This is a genomic window from Aquariibacter albus, assembly GCF_014145335.1.
Classification (GTDB): domain Bacteria; phylum Pseudomonadota; class Gammaproteobacteria; order Burkholderiales; family Burkholderiaceae_C; genus Aquariibacter; species Aquariibacter albus.
Map to the genome: position 1 here is coordinate 173,970 of NZ_JACIVI010000002.1, position 16,396 is coordinate 190,365.

The window sequence follows — 16,396 nt, forward strand, 5'->3', positions numbered from 1 at the left end:
CCCGAGGGGGGCGGCTGCGGCGGGCTGCCAAGTTCCTCACGCCGGCCCGACCCGGTCGGCCGGATGGGGGGCTGCATCCGATTTCGCATGCCGCGTGTAACGATGCGACGACTTCTCCGACGGAGCCCCCGTGGCCCTCGTTCCGGCCTCGCCTTGCCCGAAAGACCCGCCCGATGCACGCCACCCTCCCGCTCCTCGTCGCCACCGATTTCCCGCCGGTGCGCCGCGCTGCGCTGCAGACCCTGCAGGTCAATCTGGGCTACCGCTGCAACCAGAGCTGCCTGCACTGCCATGTCAATGCCGGCCCGAACCGCAGCGAGATGATGGAGGCGGCCACCGTCGACCAGGTGCTGGCCGTGCTCAAGGCCCGCCGCGTCGAGACCCTGGACCTGACCGGCGGCGCGCCCGAGCTGAACCCGCACTTCCGCCGCCTGGTGGCCGGCGCCCGCGCCCTGGGCGTGAAGGTGATCGACCGCTGCAACCTCACCATCCTGTCCGAGCCCGGGCAGGAGGATCTGGCCGAGTTCCTGGCCGCGCAGGGCGTGGAGGTGGTGGCCTCGCTGCCCTGCTACTCGCCGGCCAATGTCGACCGCCAGCGCGGCGACGGCGTCTTCGAGGCCAGCATCGCCGGGCTCAAGCGGCTCAATGCCCTGGGCTACGGCCAGGACGGCAGCGGCCTGGGGCTCAACCTGGTCTACAACCCGCAGGGCCCCGTGCTGCCGCCGCCGCAGCAGAAGCTGGAGGCCGACTACAAGCGCGAGCTGGCCGCGCACTTCGGCATCGTCTTCAACCGGCTCTATGCCCTGACCAACATGCCGATCCAGCGTTTCGGCAGCACCCTGGTCTCCAAGGGCAGCTTCGCCAGCTACATGGCCCTGCTGCGCGGCGCCTACCAGGCCGAGAACCTCGACACCCTGATGTGCCGCAGCACGGTCAGCGTGGACTGGCAGGGCGACCTCTACGACTGCGACTTCAACCAGATGCTCGGCCTGCGCGCCCGGTTGAAGGGGCGTGAACGACCGCAGCTGGCCGATCTGCTGGGCGAGGACCCGGACGGCGAGGCCGTCCACATTGCCGACCACTGCTACGGCTGCACCGCCGGCCAGGGCAGCAGCTGCGGCGGAGCCCTCGCATGAGCGCGCCCGCCCCCGTGCCTGGCCCCACCCCGCCGCCAGCCGCTGCGCCGCACCGCCGCCTGCCCTTGCTCATCGGCCTGGCCCTGGTGGCCGGCCTGGCGCTCTGGGCCTGGCAGCATTTCGGCCTGGCCGAGCTGCTCACGCTCGACGCCCTCAAGGCCCGCCGGGCCGAGCTGGACGCCCTGGTCGCCGAACGGCCGCTGGCCACGGCGGCGGTGTATTTCGGCGTCTACGTCCTCGTCACCGCCCTGTCCTTCCCGGGCGCGGCCGTGCTGACCCTGGCCGGCGGCGCGATGTTCGGCCTGGGCTGGGGCCTGCTGCTGGTGTCCTTCGCCTCCAGCCTGGGCGCGCTGCTGGCCTTCCTGGTCGCGCGCTACCTGCTGCGCGACCTGGTGCAGTCGCGCTTCGGCGCGCAGCTTGCGCCGATCAACGAGGGCATGCGCCGCGATGGCGTGCTCTACCTGCTGACCCTGAGGCTGGTGCCCGTCTTCCCCTTCTTCCTGGTCAATCTGCTGGCCGGCCTGACGCCGATCGGCGCCGGCCGCTTCTACGGGGTCAGCCAGCTCGGCATGCTGGCGGGCACGGCCGTCTTCGTGAACGCCGGCACCCAGCTTGCGAGCATCAGCGCGCCGGGCGATGTGCTGTCGCCGGGCCTGCTCGGCTCCTTCGTGCTGCTGGGCTGCTTCCCCCTGCTGGCCAAGGCCCTCGTGGCGGGGCTGCAGCGGCGCAAGGTCTATGCGGGCTGGACGCGGCCGCGCCGCTTCGACCGCAACCTGGTCGTGATTGGCGCCGGGGCCGGCGGCCTGGTGAGCGCCTACATCGCCGCGGCGGTCAAGGCCAAGGTCACCCTGGTCGAAGGCCACAAGATGGGCGGCGACTGCCTGAACTTCGGCTGCGTGCCGAGCAAGGCCCTGATCCGTTCGGCCAAGGCCGCCCAGGCCCTGCGCAAGGCCGAGGCCCTGGGCCTGCGTGGCGTGCAGGGCCGGGTGGACTTCGCGGCGGTGATGGAGCGGGTGGCCGGCGTCGTGCGCGAGGTCGAGCCGCATGATTCGGTCGAGCGCTACACCAAGCTGGGCGTCGAGGTGCTGCAGGGCCATGCCCGCATGCTCACGCCCTGGACGGTCGAGGTGCGCGGGGCCGATGGCCGCACCCAGGTGCTGAGCACCCGCAGCATCGTGATCGCCGCGGGCGCGCGGCCCTTCATGCCGCCCATCCCCGGCCTGGCCGAGGTCGGCGCGCTCAATTCCGACACCGTCTGGAGCCTGCGCGAGCTGCCGGCCCGGCTGCTGGTGCTGGGCGGCGGGCCGATCGGCTGCGAGCTGGCGCAGAGCTTCGCCCGCCTCGGCGCCGAGGTGACCCAGGTCGAGCAGGGCGAGCGCCTGATGGCGCGCGAGGATGCCGACGCCGCCGCGCTGGTCACCGCCTCGCTGCAGGCCGACGGCGTGCGCGTGCTGACCGGCCACCAGGCCCTGCGCTGCGAGCAGGATGCCCAGGGCAAGCGCCTGATCGTGCGGCAGGGCGGGCAGGAGATCGCGCTGCCCTTCGACCAGCTGCTCTGCGCCGTCGGCCGCACGCCGCGGGTCGAGGGCTATGGCCTGGAGGAGCTGGGCATCCCGCTGACGCCGCGCAAGACCATCGTCACCAACGGCCTGCTGCAAACCAAGTACCCGAACATCTACGCCGTGGGCGATGTGGCCGGGCCCTACCAGTTCACCCATGCTGCGGCCCACCAGGCCTGGTATGCCGCGGTCAACGCCCTGTTCGGTCGCTTCAAGACCTTCACCGCCGACTACCGCGTGATGCCCTGGACCACCTTCACCGACCCCGAGGTCGCGCGGGTCGGCCTGTCGGAGGACGAGGCCCGCGCCCAGGGCGTGGCCTACGAGCTGACGCGCTATGGCCTGGACGATCTCGACCGCGCCATCGCCGACGGCACCGCCCACGGTTACGTCAAGGTGCTGACCGTGCCGGGCAAGGACCGCATCCTCGGCGTGACGATCGTCGGCGAGCATGCCGGCGACCTGCTCGCCGAATTCGTGCTGGCGATGAAGCACGGCCTGGGGCTCAACAAGATCCTCGGCACCATCCACACCTACCCCACCCTGTCGGAGGCCAACAAGTACGCGGCCGGCGAATGGAAGCGGGCCCATGCCCCGCAGGGCCTGCTGGCCTGGGTGGCGAAGTACCACGCCTGGGAGCGCGGCGCATGAAGCCCGACCTTTCCGTCCTCGCCCACCCGCCGCGCCCTGCGGTCCAGGCTCAGGCCCTGAGCCCGGCCCGCCGCCGCCTGCTGGGTGGCGCGATCGGTGGCCTGGCCCTGGCCGGCCTGGGGCCGCTGGCCGCCGGCCCGGCCGCGGCCGCCGAGGCCTTCGACCACGGGCCCTGGACGGCGCTGCTCAAGCGCCATGTCGTGCTGCTGCGCGGCGGCCAGGCCTCGCAGGTCCGCTATGCCGGCTTCGCGACCGACCGGCCGGCGCTCAAGGCCTATCTGGCCAGCCTGTCGGCCCTGCCGCGCGCGCGCTTCGAGGCCTGGACGCCGGCCGCGCAGATGGCCTTCCTGATCAATGCCTACAACGCCTGGACGGTCGAGCTCATCCTCGGCCGCTACCCACGCCTGGCCTCGATCAAGGACCTGGGCAGCCTGCTCAGCAGCCCCTGGAAGCCGGCCTGGATCCCGCTGCTCGGCGAGACCCTCTCGCTCGACGCCATCGAGCACGGCCGCCTGCGCGCCCGCGGCCGCTACGACGACCCGCGCATCCACTTCGCGGTCAACTGCGCCTCGGTCGGCTGCCCCATGCTGCGCGAGGAGGCCTTCCTGCCCGAGCGCCTCGACGCCCAGCTCGACGAGCAGACCGCCCGCTTCCTGGCCGACCGCAGCCGCAACCGCTACGACGCGGCCAGCGGCCGGCTCAAGGTCTCGAAGATCTTCGACTGGTATGGCGAGGACTTCCGCCTCGGCCACCGCGGCATCCGCAGCCTGGCCGGCTTCTTCGCCAGCCACGCCGAGCGCCTGACCGAGGCCCCGACCGACCAGGCCCGGCTGCGCGCCGGCACGGTGCCGATCGACTTCCTCGACTACGACTGGGCGCTGAACGACGTGCCGGCATGAGCTTGAGCCCCGCCGAGGCCGCCGCGGCCCGGCCGCGCCTGTCCATCGTCCTGCCCATGCTGAATGAGGCCGCAGGCATCGAGGCCACGCTGCGCGCGCTGGCGCCGCTGCGGGCGGCCGGGCAGGAGCTGATCGTCGTCGACGGCGGCAGCCAGGACGACAGCCTGGCCCGCGCCCGACCGCTGGCCGACCGCGTGCTCGAAGGCCCGCGCGGCCGCGCCCGGCAGATGAATGCCGGCGCGTCCTGCGCGCGGGGCGAGCACCTGCTCTTCCTGCATGCCGACACCCGCCTGCCGCCCGGCGGGGCCGAGGCCCTGGGGGCCGCGCTCGACGCGGGCGCGCACTGGGGCCGCTTCGACGTGCGCATCGAAGGCCGCTCGCGCTGGCTGCCGGTGGTCGCCGCGCTGATGAACCGGCGCTCGCGCTGGACCGGCATCGCCACCGGCGACCAGGGCATCTTCCTGCGCGCCGAGACCTTCCGCGAACTCGGCGGCTTCCCCGAGCAGCCGCTGATGGAGGACATCGAGCTCAGCCGCCGCCTGCTGCGCCGTGGCCTGCGCCCGGCCTGCCTGCGCCTGAAGGTGCAGACCGCCGGCCGGCGCTGGGACGAGCGCGGCGCCTGGCCGACCATCCTGCTGATGTGGCGGCTGCGCTGGCGCTACTGGCGCGGCGCCTCGCCCGAGGCCCTGGCCCGCGCCTACCGCTGAGCCCGAGCCCCTTCCCGACCCCATGCCCCCCCGCTTCCACCTGACCGTGCTCGCCAAGGCCCCCGTGCCGGGCCGGGCCAAGACCCGCCTCATCCCGGCGCTGGGTGCGGACGGCGCCGCCGCGCTGGCCGAGCGCCTGCTCGACCTGGCCCTGGACCAGGCCCTGGCCGCCGGCTTCGACACGGTCGAGCTCTGCGTCACCCCCGACGCCGACCACCCCGCCGTGCAGCGCCAGGCCGCCCGGCCCGGCCTGCGCCTGAGCCTACAGGGCGAGGGCGATCTCGGGGCCCGCATGGCCCGCGCGCTGGACCGCGCCCTGGCCGGCGGCGCGGCCGGGGCCCTGCTGATCGGCACCGACGCGCCGGCCCTGGACGCCGCCCGGCTGCGCGCCGCCGCCCAGGCCCTGGCCCAGGCCGATGCGGTGACCGTGCCCGCGCACGACGGCGGCTATGCCCTGATCGGCCTGCGCCGGCCGGCGCCCGCGCTCTTCGAGGGCATGGCCTGGAGCACGGCCGGCGTGCTGGCCGCCACCCGCGCCCGCGCCGCCGCGGCCGGCCTGCGCCTGGCCGAGCTGGCGCCGCTGCACGACATCGACGAGCCGGCCGACCTCGTCCACCTGCCGCCCGGCTGGCTGCCGGCGGGCCGGGAGGTGGGCGCATGAGCGATCTCGTCCTCGTCGGCGGCGGCCATGCCCATGCCGAGGTGCTGCGCCGCTGGGCCCTGGCGCCGCTGCCGGGCGTGGCCCTGCACCTGGTCACGCCCGAGCCGCTGGCGCCCTATTCCGGCAGCGTGCCGGCCTGGCTGGCGGGCGAGGAAAGCAGCGCCTCCATCAGCATCGACATGGCCGCCCTGGCCCGCGCGGCCGGCGCCACCCTGCACCTCGACAGCGTGCAGGCCCTGGATCCGGTGGCGCGCCAGCTCACCCTGGCCAGCGGCGCGCGGCTGGGCTGGCGGCATCTCTCGCTGAACGTCGGCTCCACGCTGGAGCCGCCGGCCCCGGCCGGCGTGCGCGTGCTGTCGATGCGCCCGCTGGGCGCCCTGCGCGCCGCCTGGCAGGCGTTGCGCGCCGAGTTGGCCGTCTGGCCGCTGGACCGTCCGCTGCGCCTGGCCGCCGTGGGCGGCGGCGCGGCCGGCTTCGAGACCGTGCTGGCCGTCAGCGCCCGGCTGCGCCGCGAGCGGCCCGGCCTGCACCTGCAGGCCAGGCTGCTCAGCCGCGGCCCGCTGCTGCCCGGCCTGGCGCCCGGCGCGCGGCGGGCGGCGGCGCGGGCCCTGGTACGGGCCGGCATCGAGCTGCAGCTCGGCCGCAGCTGGACCGAGGCCGAGGCCGCCGGCACCGATGTGATGCTCTGGGCCACCGGCGCCCGCGCCCAGGCCTGGCAGCGCGACCCGGCCCGCCGCGGCGGCCTGGCGGTCGACGAGGGCGGCTTCCTGGCCATCGACCGCCGGCTCCGCTCGGTCTCGCATCCGCAGCTCTTCGCGGTGGGCGATTGCGCCGCCTGGTCACCCGCCCTGCCCAAGGCCGGCGTGCATGCCGTGCGCATGGGCCCGGTGCTGTCGGATAACCTGCGCGCCGCCTGCGGCGCCGGCGTCTGGCGCGAGCACGAACCCCAGGCCCGCGTGCTGGCCCTGCTGGCCACGGCCGACGGCCGCGCCATCGCCGCGCGCGGCGGCCTGGCCGCCGAGGGCCGCTGGGTGCTGGCCTGGAAGCGCCACATCGACCGGGCCTTCCTGCAGCGTTACCGTGTCGCCGGCGCGCCGCGTCCCGCCCCCCTGGACGCCTGAACCCTTCGGGAGAACACCCCATGCTTGCCGTCGTCGGAGGCACCGGCCTCTACGGGCTCGAGGACTTCGAGCTGATCACCCGCCACGAGGGCGACACGCCCTTCGGCCGCCCTTCCGGCCCGGTGCTGCACGGCCGCTTCGGCGGGCGCGAGCTGCTCTTCCTGGCCCGCCACGGCGACGGTCACCGCCTGCTGCCGCATGAGGTGAACTACCGTGCCAACGTCTTTGCGCTGAAGGCCGCGGGCGCCACCCACCTGCTGGGCTTCTCGGCGGTCGGCAGCCTGGTCGAGCCGGTCGCGCCGGGCCAGCTGGCCGTGCCCGGGCAGTACATCGACTGGACCCGCGGCGGGCGCGAGCGCAGCTTCTTCGGCGGCGGGGTGGCCGCGCATGTCTCCACCGCGCGGCCGGTGAGCGCGGCCATGGTCGACTGGATCGCGGCCGGCGCCGCCCGGCTCGGCCTGCCCCTGCATCGCGACCTGACCTACGCCTGCGTCGAAGGCCCGCGCCTGGGCACCCGGGCCGAGAGCTTCATGCTGCGCCAGCTCGGCGGCCAGCTGGTCGGCATGAGCAATGTGCCGGAGGTCTTCCTGGCCCGCGAGGCGCAGATGGGCTATGCCACCGTCGGCCTGGTCACCGACTACGACTGCTGGATGGACGACCCCGCCCACCATGTCAGCGTGGCCGAGGTCTTCGCCCGCTACGGCGCCACCCTGGCCCAGGCCCGGCAGCTGCTTCACACCCTGCTGAGCCTGCCGCAGCCGGAGATCGAGCCCGAGTCCCGCCAGGCCCTGGCCAGCGCCCTGATCACCCCGCCCGACCGGCTCGACGCCGCCCAGCGCGCCTGGCTGGCCGTGCTGCAGGCATGAACCTCGGCCCGGAGGCGGCCGCCCGGCAGACGCTTGCCCCAGCGCTCGCGTTGCTCGGGCTGCTCGCGCCAGGGGCGCTGGCCGGCCCGGTGGCGGCGGCCGAGCCGGTCTGGGTCGGCCGCTTCGACGCCGGCCTCGCGCCCTGGCGCGAGCAGGCGCTCAAGCCCGGCCTCACGCCCAACCGCCACCGCCTGCGCGCCTGGGACGGCCGCGCGGCGGTCGAGATCCGCTCGGCCAAGAGCTTCTCCCTGCTCGCCCGGCCCCTGGCGATGGACCTGGCCGCCACGCCCGTGCTCTGCTGGGCCTGGCGCATCGACGCGCCGCTGAAGACCGCCCGGCTCGGCGACAAGGCCGGCGACGACTATGCCGCCCGGCTCTACATCAGCCTGGCCATCCCGCCCGAGGACCAGGGCTTCGCCCTGCGCGCCAAGCTGGCCCTGGGCCGTTCGATCTTCGGCCCCGAGCTGCCCGATGCCGCGCTGAACTATGTCTGGGACGGCCAGGCCGCGGTCGGCACCGCCCAGCCCAATGCCTACACCGACCGGGCCATGATGATCGTGCAGCGCAGCGGCGCCGCCCAGGCCGGCGCCTGGGTGCAGGAGCGCCGCGACATCGCGGCCGATGCGCGCCGCCACTTCGGCCCCAGCGCCCGGCCGGTGCAGATCGCCCTGGCCGTCGACACCGACAACACCGGCGAATCGGCCGAGGCCGGCTTTGCCGACCTGCACTTCGTCGCCGCCGACCAGCCCTGCGCGCCGCCGCCCTGAGCGGCGGCCGAGAAAAAGCCCCCGGCCACGGTCGTGGACGGGGGCGGGTCGGGCGGGCCGGGTGCGGCGCCGCGCCGGAGGCGGGGGCGATGGGCTCCCACCCCGAGGCCGTGGCGCGATGCGCGCCGCGGAACCTGGGGCCGGACGCGCGCTTCAGCGCGCCGCGGCGATCTGGTCGGCCTTGGCCAGCAGGGCCTCGGCCATGCGGATGGAGGCGATGTCGATCAGGCGGCCGTCGAGCGAGACGGCGCCCTTGCCCTCCCGGGCCGCCTGGGCCATGGCGTCGAGGATGCGGCGGGCCTTGGTGACTTCGGCGTCCGAGGGCGTGAACACCTGGTTGGCCAGCTCGATCTGCGAGGGGTGGATGGCCCACTTGCCCTCGTAGCCCAGCACGGCGCAGCGGTTGGCGGCGCTGAGGTAGCCGTCCGGGTCGCTGAAGTCGCCGAAGGGGCCGTCGATGGGGCGCAGGCCGTAGGCGCGGCAGGCCACCATCATGCGGGTCTGGGCGGCATGCCAGGGGTCGGTCCAGAAGGCCTGGCGCTGGCCGTCGGCATCCTTGTCGCTGAGCACCACGCTGTCCTTGTTCACGCCGCCGATCACGGTGGTGCGGGCGCGGGTGGAGGCGGCGTAGTCGGCCACGCCGAAGCTCATGGCCTCCAGGCGCTTGCTGGCCTGGGCGATGGCCTCGACATTGGCCATGCCCAGGGCGGTCTCGATCAGCACCTCGAAGCCGATGCGCTTGGTCCGCTTCTTCGAGTTCTCCAGCTGCGTGACCATCATGTCCAGCGCATACACGTCCTGCGGCACGCCGACCTTGGGGATCAGGATCATGTCCAGGCGCGGGCAGGCTTCGACGATGTCGACCACGTCGCGCACCATGTAGTGCGTGTCCAGGCCGTTGATGCGGACCATCATCGTCTTGCTGCCCCAGTCGATGTCGTTGAGGGCCTCGACGATGTTCTTGCGGGCCTGCTCCTTGTCGTCGGGCGCGACGGCGTCCTCGCAGTCGAGGAAGACGATGTCGGCCGCGCTCCTGGCGGCTTTCTCGAACATGCTGGGGTTGGAGCCGGGCACGGCGAGCTCGGAACGGTGCAGGCGCGGGGTGGCTTGTTCAACGGCGTAGAAGCTCATGGGTCGGGTCTCCTCCGGGGTGGCCGGCTGGGGGTGGGGTCCGGGGTCGGACCGGGTGGTCGAAAGCGGATGGCGGCAGCGGCCCGGGGCTCAGCCCGTGGCGCCCAGGCCGGCGGAGGCGCAGTTGATGGACAGCAGCAGGGCATGGCGCACGTCCTCGGCGCCGCTGGCGCGCCAGGCGCGCAGCAGCTGCACCTGCTCCAGGCTGACCTGGTTCATGGTCCTGAGGCGACGGGCCAGGCGGCGGCGGTATTGCGGGAAGCGCTGGGCCAGCACGGGATCGCCGGAGATCGTGCAGACCATCTCGCGGGTGAGGGCATGCTCGGCCGCGATGGCGCCGAAGATGGGTTCGCGGATCTCGGCGTCCTCGCACAGGCCGGCGAACGCGCGTGCGATGTCCAGGTCGACCATCAGCAGGGTCTTCTCGACCTCGTCCATCACCAGGCGGAACAGCCGCGATTCCTGGAACATGCGCTGCAGCAGCTCCAGGCCGCGGGCCTTGCGCACGTCGAGGAAGGCCTTGATGCCGCTCCCCACGCCGTACCAGCCGGTCAACATGTGGCGGTTCTGCGCCCAGGCGAAGACCCAGGGGATGGCACGCAGGTCGGCCAGCGTCCTGGCCTGCGTGCGGCGTGCGGGCCGGGAGCCCAGGTTCAGCAGGGCCAGCTCCTCCAGCGGGCTGGCCGCCTGCAGATAGGCCAGCATGCTGGGCGATTCCATCAGGCGGCGGTAGGCCGTCCAGGAGGTGCCCGACAGGGCTTCCAGGGCCTCGTCGTATTCATGCCGCGGGATCAGCGCGGTCTCGCGCTCGGACTTGAGCATGTGCTCGATGACCGAGGCGCTCAGCAGCTCGACCTGGTAGGCCGCCGTGCCCTTGTTGGCGTACTTCAGCGAGACGACTTCGCCCTGCTCGGTGATGCGGAACTGGCCACGGATGGAGCCGGCCGGTGCCGCGGCGATGGCGCGACCCGTCGGCGCGCCACCGCGGCTGACCGAGCCGCCCCGGCCATGGAAGAAGGCGATCGCCACGCCCAGCTCGGACCCCAGCCGGGTGAGCTGGGCCTGGGCCTTGGACAGCTCCCAGTTGGCGGCCAGGTAGCCGCCGTCCTTGTTCGAGTCGCTGTAGCCGACCATCACCTCCTGCACATTGCCCTGGCGGCGCAGGCTGCGCTGCACCAGGGGCACGGCGATCAGTTCCTTGAGGATGGCCGAGGCGCCGCGCAGGTCGGGGATGGTCTCCAGCAGCGGCACGATGGGCAGGGTGCAGGCCTCCACCGCCAGCGCGTCGGCGAAGAGGCCGGCTTCCTTGGCCAGCAGGTAGACGCCCAGCACATCGGCCGCGCTGTGGGTCATGCTGAGGATCAGCGCCCCGAAGGCCTCGCGGTCGATCTGCATGCGCATCTCGCCGATGGTGCGGAAGGTGGCCAGGGTCTCGGCGGCCTCGGCCGACAGCTCGGGGTAGTCGTAGGGCTGGGCCCGCGGGCTGCCCAGCTCGGCCAGCAGCCAGGCCTTCCAGGCCGGGCTCTCGATCGGCGGCGGCTCCTCGCCGCGCAGGCTGCGGTACATCTCCCCCAGGGTGGCGTTGATGCGGATCGTGTTCTCCCGCACGTCCAGCCGCAGGGTGCTGAAGCGGAAGATGCTGACCTCGCGCCACATCGGCTTGATGAGCGACTGCGCGAGGCGCGCCGCGCCAGCCTCCACCAGCGCGGCCTGCACCAGATCCAGGTCGACCAGCATCTGGTCGGCATGCTGGTAGCCGCCCGCGGTGGTGGCGGGCTCCTGCTCCTCGCTGCGGGCCAGGGTGACGTCCAGCCGGGCCAGCATCACGGCCAGGTACTGGCGGCAGAGCTCGCCCGGGTTGCGGGCGGCGATCTGCGCCCCGTCGGGGATCTGGTCCAGGGCGGCCTGCACCGCACGCTTGAAGGCGGCGGGGAAGTCCAGCGCGTGCTCGGCGATGCTGAGGTTGCGGATCAGCTCGACGATGCGGCTGCGGTAGCGCCGCAGGCAGGCCACGCGGTTCTGCCACAGGGTGCGGCGGGTGACCTCGCTGGTCACGTAGGGGTTGCCGTCGCGGTCGCCGCCCACCCAGGAGCCGAAGGTGAAGAAGGGCGGCAGCTCCAGCGGGGCCTCCTCCGGGAACTGGCGTGCGAAGGCCGCCTCGACCTTCGCGTAGAGCGCCGGCACCGTGTCGAACAGGTTCTCGTTGAAGAAGTAGAGGCCCCAGTTGACCTCCTGCTCCACCGTGGGCTTCTCCAGCTTCAGCTCGCCGGTCAGCCAGAGCAGTTCGATCTCGTCGCTGATCGCGCGCAGCAGCTCCTCGCGCTCGCGCTCGGTCCAGCGCGGCGACTCCAGGTCGACCAGGCGCAGGTAGATGCGGCGGTGCCGCTCCAGCACGGTGATGCGCTTGGACTCGGTCGGGTGGGCGGTGATGACCGGCCGGATCTTGATGCTGGCCAGGGCCTCACGGATCTCGCCGGCCGGGATGCCACCGGCCGCCGCGCTGCCGATCACGTGCGCGAAGGTGCCGAGCAGCTGTGCGTAGCCGCGCTCACGCTCGACATTGCGGCGCCGCCGCATGTCGCGGTTCTGCTCGGCGATGGCCAGCAGCTGGAACCACATGGCCTGGGCCTGGATGGTGCGGGCCAGCAGACGCGGGCTCAGGCCCTCGCCGGACAGGCCCTCGCGGCGCAGCAGGGCCGCGACCTCGGGCTCGTGCCGGTCCAGTACGCCCAGCATGGCTTCGCGCAGCAGGTCGGCGCGGGAGAAGCCGTCGTTGGCCCCTTCCTCGGAGACGAGCTCCGCAGCTTCGGCGGTGATGACTGGGCTCATGGTGGCTCCCGCAGGTGGACGGACCGGTTCGGTGGGCCGCCCCCGCAGGGGCGGCCGGACGCCGACCGCGGGGCTGGGCACCGCGGTCGCTTCAGGATCGAGGCAGGAGGCGCGCGGCCCGCCGGGCCGCGCGCCTCGGGGGCTTACAGCACGCGCGACAAGGCCAGGGCGACGGTCTCGCCGAGCTGTGCGGCGCTGGGCGCCACATGCAGGCCGTAGGAGGCCATGATCTCGGCCTTCTCGGCCGCGGTGTCGCCAGCGGCCGAGACGATGGCGCCGGCATGGCCCATGCGGCGGCCCTTGGGCGCGGTCAGGCCGGCCACGTAGCCGACCACCGGCTTGCTCATGTGGGCCTGGACCCAGGCCGAGGCCTCGGCCTCCTGCGGGCCGCCGATCTCGCCGATCATGATCACGGCCTTGGTCTCCGGGTCCTGCTCGAAGCGTTCGAGGTGATCCAGGAAGGAGGAGCCGTTGATCGGATCGCCGCCGATGCCCACGCTGGTCGTCACGCCGATGCCCAGGGCCTTCATCTGCGCCGCGGCCTCGTAGCCCAGGGTGCCCGAGCGCGAGACGATGCCGACGTTGCCGCGCTGGTAGATGTGGCTCGGCATGATGCCCAGCATGGCCTTGCCCGCGCTGATGATGCCGGCGCAGTTGGGGCCGACGATGGTCGTGCGCTGGTCCTTGGGATAGCGGCGCAGGTAGCGCTTGACGCGCATCATGTCCTGGGCCGGGATGCCGTCGGTGATGATGCAGACCAGCTTGAGGCCGGCGTCGGCCGCCTCCATCAGCGCATCGGCGGCGTAGGGCGGCGGCACGAAGGCCAGGCTGGCTTCGGCGCCGGTCGCATGCACCGCGTCCTTGACGGTGTTGAAGACCGGGCGGTCCAGATGCTTCTGGCCGCCCTTGCCGGGCGTCACGCCGCCGACCACGTTCGTGCCGTAGGCGATCATCTCCTTGGCATGGAAGGTCGCCTTGTCGCCGGTGTAGCCCTGGACGATGACGCGGGTGGTTTCGTCGATGAGGATGCTCATGTTCTCTCTCCTGCTCAGGCGCTGAGTTCGCCACGGGCGGCGGCCACGGCCTTGTGGGCAGCACTCGCCAGGTCATCGGCCAGGATGATGGGCAGGCCGGAGTCGCGGACGATCTTCATGCCCTCGTCCACATTGGTCCCGGCCAGGCGGACGATCAGCGGCACGCGCAGGCCCTTGGCGGCCTGCACCACGCCCTGGGCCACCCAGTCGCAGCGGTTGATGCCGGCGAAGATGTTGACCAGGATGGCCTTCACCCCCGGGTCCGAGAGGACGAGGTTGAAGGCCTGGCCGACGCGCTCGGGCGAGGCGCCGCCGCCGACGTCGAGGAAGTTCGCCGGCTCGCCGCCCGCGTACTTGATCATGTCCATGGTCGCCATGGCCAGGCCGGCGCCATTGATGATGCAGCCGATGTCGCCCTGCAGGCCGACATAGTTCAGGCCGTGCTTGCCGGCCTGGGCCTCGCGCGGGTCCTCCTCGGCCACGTCGCGCATCTCGGCGATCTGCGGGCGGCGGAAGAGGGCGTTGTCGTCGAAGCTCATCTTCGCGTCCAGCGCCAGCACGCGGTCGTCCTGGGTCACGACGAGCGGATTGATCTCGACCATGGTCGCGTCGAGGTCGCGGAAGGCGCGGTAGCAGCCGAGGATGGTGGTGACCGCCTGGCTGACCTGCTTGATGTTCAGGCCCAGGCCGAAGGCCAGCTCGCGGGCCTGGAAGGGCTGCAGGCCGACGGCCGGCTCGACCTCGATCTGCAGGATGGATTCGGGCTTGTCATGGGCGATCTCCTCGATCTCCATGCCGCCTTCGGCGGAGGCGATCACCCGCACCCGTTCGGCCTTGCGGTCGAGCACGAAGCCCAGGTAGATCTCGCGGACGAAGGCCGTGGCCTGTTCCACGTAGAGGCGGTTGACCACCTTGCCCTTGGGGCCCGTCTGGTTCGTCACCAGCGTCGCCCCCAGCATGGCCTTGGCGGCCGCGGCCACCTCGCCATAGGTGCGGCAGAGCTTCACGCCGCCCGCCTTGCCGCGGCCGCCGGAGTGGATCTGGGCCTTCACCGCCCAGTGCCAGCCGCCCAGTTCCGTGGCGACGTAGACCGCCTGGTCGGGGCTGTAGGCCACGCTGCCGCGCGGCACGGGCACGCCGAAGCCGGCAAGCAGCTCCTTGGCCTGGTACTCGTGGATGTCCATGGGATATCTCCTTCTCTCTTGCTTCCGAATGCGTGGAACTCGGCGTGGTGGGCCGCCGCCAGGGCCCGGGCGGCGGATCGCGCCGCTCCGGGAGACCAAGAGTCGCTCGTGTGTCCGAGCTTGGAATCGTCTGGAAATCGCGCGGCCAGGCCGCGGTGGGACTCAGCCCAGCTTGGCCTTGACCGTGTCGTGGACCTGCTCGGCGAGCGGCCCGCATTCATCGAGCAGGGCCTGCAGCTCGGCCAGCTTCGCGTCGGCGAAGGCGCGGTCCTTGAGCTGCGGGGCGTTGATGTGCACGTTCAGCGCCGCGCTGCGCAGCGCCGCCCAGGCGGCCAGCACGCCGACGCCGGCATCGCTGATCACGTTGAGGTTGCCGACCGCCGCGGCGCGGGCCGACAGGCGCACGACCTCGGCGCAGGCCTTGGCGCAGTCCAGCGGCACGACGGTCGCGCCCTTCAGGCCGGCCTGGATCGCGGCGCTGCGCGCGGCCTTCTCCTCGTCGCTGGCCTTGGGCAGCTTGTAGCTGGCCATCAGCGCGTCGAAGGCGGTCTTGTCGTCCTCGATCATGCGGGTCAGGCGGCTGCGCACGTCCTCGGAGGCGGCCAGCACGGCCTTCATCTCGTCTTCGACGGCTTCGTAGTTCTTCTTGCCGACGGTCAGGTTGCAGACCATGGCGACCAGGGCTGCGCCCATGGCGCCCATCACGGCGGCGGCGCCCCCGCCGCCCGGGGTGGGCGCGGCGCTGGCGAGTTCGTCCAGGAAGGTCTGGACGGGCAGGGATTCGATGCGTTCGTTGCTCATGGCGGACAAGCCTCCGGCCGGGGTCGCGGATGCAGGCATCCGGACCGGCTGTTCATCAGTCGGGGGGGGGGGAGGGGCTGCGGCGGCAGGCCGCCGCAGCCCGGGCGGGCGGGGTTCAGCCCACCATCGTCTTGGCGATCGCGAAGATCTCGTCGGCGTCGAGCACGAGATCGTTCTGCTCGAACATCCGGCCCACGCAGGCGCGGTGCAGGGCGATCTTCAGCGCGCCGAAGCCGAGCGCGCCGAAGACGATCTTGCCGTGGCGCTCGACCCCCTTGTCCATCATGTCGATGCCCTCGATGCCCAGCGGCGGCGTCGCGTTCGCGTCGGCCAGCAGTTCGAGCGTCGGGGAATCCTTCCACTGCGCCTCGCTCAGCAGCTGGGCGCTGGCCGCGCCGGCCGAGAAGACGATCTGCGCGCCCTCGATGGCGGCACCGAAGCCGGCCGGGTCGCGGGCCACCACGGCCTTCACGCTCAGGCCGAAGCGGGTCTGGATGGCCTCGGCGGCGGCACCGCCCTTGGTGGCGTCGCGCGAGGTGATCGTGACCTCCGCGCCTTCGCGGGCCAGCATCACCGCGGCGCGCTGGCCGACCGGGCCGCTGCCGGCCAGCACCACGGCCTTCTTGCCGGCCAGGCTGCCGCCGCGCTTGGCCGCCGCATGGGCCAGCCAGGCCACGCCGGCCGCGGCGGTGGTGTTGGAGCCGTTGCTGTCGAGCATGACCGAGACCCGGAAGCCGGCGAAGAACTTCTTGCGCACGGCCTTGAACAGGGCCTCGCCCTCGACCATGTTGCCGCCGCCGACGAAGATGGCGGTCAGCTTCTTGTCCTTGGGCGCGCGGGTGAAGATGGCCCCGTCGACCAGGCCGCCGACGTTGGCGGGGGTCACGCCGCCGTAGGCGGTGATGTGGTCGGCGCCACCGTCGTAGCCCACGACGTTGTCGAAGACCGAGGGCATCGGGTCGGTGTCGAACTGGTACAGCAGTTTCTTCATGCTCTTTCTCCGGGAGTCGGGCAAGGGGTCTGCGAGATCGCAGCCGCGAGTTTGCCCGC

At 72.9% G+C, this 16,396-nt stretch carries 14 protein-coding genes; 8 read left to right on the forward strand and 6 right to left on the reverse strand.

Annotated features, from left to right (window positions below):
• Window positions 1-173 precede the first annotated feature (173 nt).
• From arsS to H4F90_RS08330, 8 genes are read left to right on the forward strand one after another with little or no spacing between them, the layout of a single operon-like run.
• Complete coding sequence (arsS, locus tag H4F90_RS08295; RefSeq protein WP_182663428.1) at window positions 174-1,136, forward strand: arsenosugar biosynthesis radical SAM (seleno)protein ArsS; 963 nt, start codon at window positions 174-176, stop codon at window positions 1,134-1,136.
• The gene (locus H4F90_RS08300; protein WP_182663430.1) at window positions 1,133-3,346 is read left to right on the forward strand and encodes an FAD-dependent oxidoreductase; all 2,214 of its coding nucleotides are present in this window, start codon (window positions 1,133-1,135) and stop codon (window positions 3,344-3,346) included. The genes arsS and H4F90_RS08300 overlap by 4 nt, the downstream gene beginning before the upstream one ends.
• Complete coding sequence (locus H4F90_RS08305; protein ID WP_182663439.1) at window positions 3,343-4,245, forward strand: DUF547 domain-containing protein; 903 nt, start codon at window positions 3,343-3,345, stop codon at window positions 4,243-4,245. Before H4F90_RS08300 ends, H4F90_RS08305 begins: the two co-directional genes overlap by 4 nt.
• Window positions 4,242-4,952, forward strand: coding sequence for a TIGR04283 family arsenosugar biosynthesis glycosyltransferase (locus H4F90_RS08310; RefSeq protein ID WP_182663441.1), 711 nt, complete (start codon window positions 4,242-4,244; stop codon window positions 4,950-4,952). Before H4F90_RS08305 ends, H4F90_RS08310 begins: the two co-directional genes overlap by 4 nt.
• A gap of 22 nt (window positions 4,953-4,974) precedes the next feature.
• Window positions 4,975-5,613 (forward strand): TIGR04282 family arsenosugar biosynthesis glycosyltransferase, encoded by a 639-nt coding sequence (locus tag H4F90_RS08315; RefSeq protein ID WP_182663443.1) that lies wholly within the window; start codon window positions 4,975-4,977, stop codon window positions 5,611-5,613.
• Window positions 5,610-6,734, forward strand: coding sequence for an FAD-dependent oxidoreductase (locus H4F90_RS08320; protein ID WP_182663445.1), 1,125 nt, complete (start codon window positions 5,610-5,612; stop codon window positions 6,732-6,734). The genes H4F90_RS08315 and H4F90_RS08320 overlap by 4 nt, the downstream gene beginning before the upstream one ends.
• 20 nt (window positions 6,735-6,754) lie before the next feature.
• A complete protein-coding gene (locus H4F90_RS08325; RefSeq protein WP_182663447.1) occupies window positions 6,755-7,600 on the forward strand; it encodes an MTAP family purine nucleoside phosphorylase in 846 nt (281 codons plus the stop codon).
• Complete coding sequence (locus H4F90_RS08330; RefSeq protein ID WP_182663449.1) at window positions 7,597-8,367, forward strand: DUF3047 domain-containing protein; 771 nt, start codon at window positions 7,597-7,599, stop codon at window positions 8,365-8,367. The genes H4F90_RS08325 and H4F90_RS08330 overlap by 4 nt, the downstream gene beginning before the upstream one ends.
• A gap of 153 nt (window positions 8,368-8,520) precedes the next feature.
• On the opposite strand, the gene H4F90_RS08335 is transcribed toward H4F90_RS08330, so the two are convergent.
• The 6 genes from H4F90_RS08335 to H4F90_RS08360 all read right to left on the reverse strand — a co-directional run bounded on the left by H4F90_RS08335 (window position 8,521) and on the right by H4F90_RS08360 (window position 16,337).
• On the reverse strand, window positions 8,521-9,498 hold the full coding sequence (locus H4F90_RS08335) for an HpcH/HpaI aldolase/citrate lyase family protein (protein WP_182663451.1): 978 nt from the start codon (window positions 9,496-9,498) through the stop codon (window positions 8,521-8,523).
• Between the two features lie 90 nt (window positions 9,499-9,588).
• Complete coding sequence (locus H4F90_RS08340) at window positions 9,589-12,327, reverse strand: phosphoenolpyruvate carboxylase (protein ID WP_182663453.1); 2,739 nt, start codon at window positions 12,325-12,327, stop codon at window positions 9,589-9,591.
• Between the two features lie 143 nt (window positions 12,328-12,470).
• On the reverse strand, window positions 12,471-13,361 hold the full coding sequence (gene sucD / locus H4F90_RS08345; RefSeq protein ID WP_182663455.1) for a succinate--CoA ligase subunit alpha: 891 nt from the start codon (window positions 13,359-13,361) through the stop codon (window positions 12,471-12,473).
• 14 nt (window positions 13,362-13,375) lie between these two features.
• The gene (locus H4F90_RS08350) at window positions 13,376-14,545 is read right to left on the reverse strand and encodes a malate--CoA ligase subunit beta (protein ID WP_182663457.1); all 1,170 of its coding nucleotides are present in this window, start codon (window positions 14,543-14,545) and stop codon (window positions 13,376-13,378) included.
• Window positions 14,546-14,707: 162 nt separating this feature from the next.
• Entirely contained in the window at window positions 14,708-15,346 is a 639-nt protein-coding gene (fchA, locus tag H4F90_RS08355; protein ID WP_182663459.1) for a methenyltetrahydrofolate cyclohydrolase, read from the reverse strand.
• A 115-nt stretch (window positions 15,347-15,461) separates the two neighbouring features.
• Window positions 15,462-16,337: an NADP-dependent methylenetetrahydromethanopterin/methylenetetrahydrofolate dehydrogenase gene (locus tag H4F90_RS08360; RefSeq protein ID WP_182663461.1), complete on the reverse strand. Its 876-nt coding sequence runs from the start codon at window positions 16,335-16,337 to the stop codon at window positions 15,462-15,464.
• Between the last annotated feature and the right edge of the window lie 59 nt (window positions 16,338-16,396).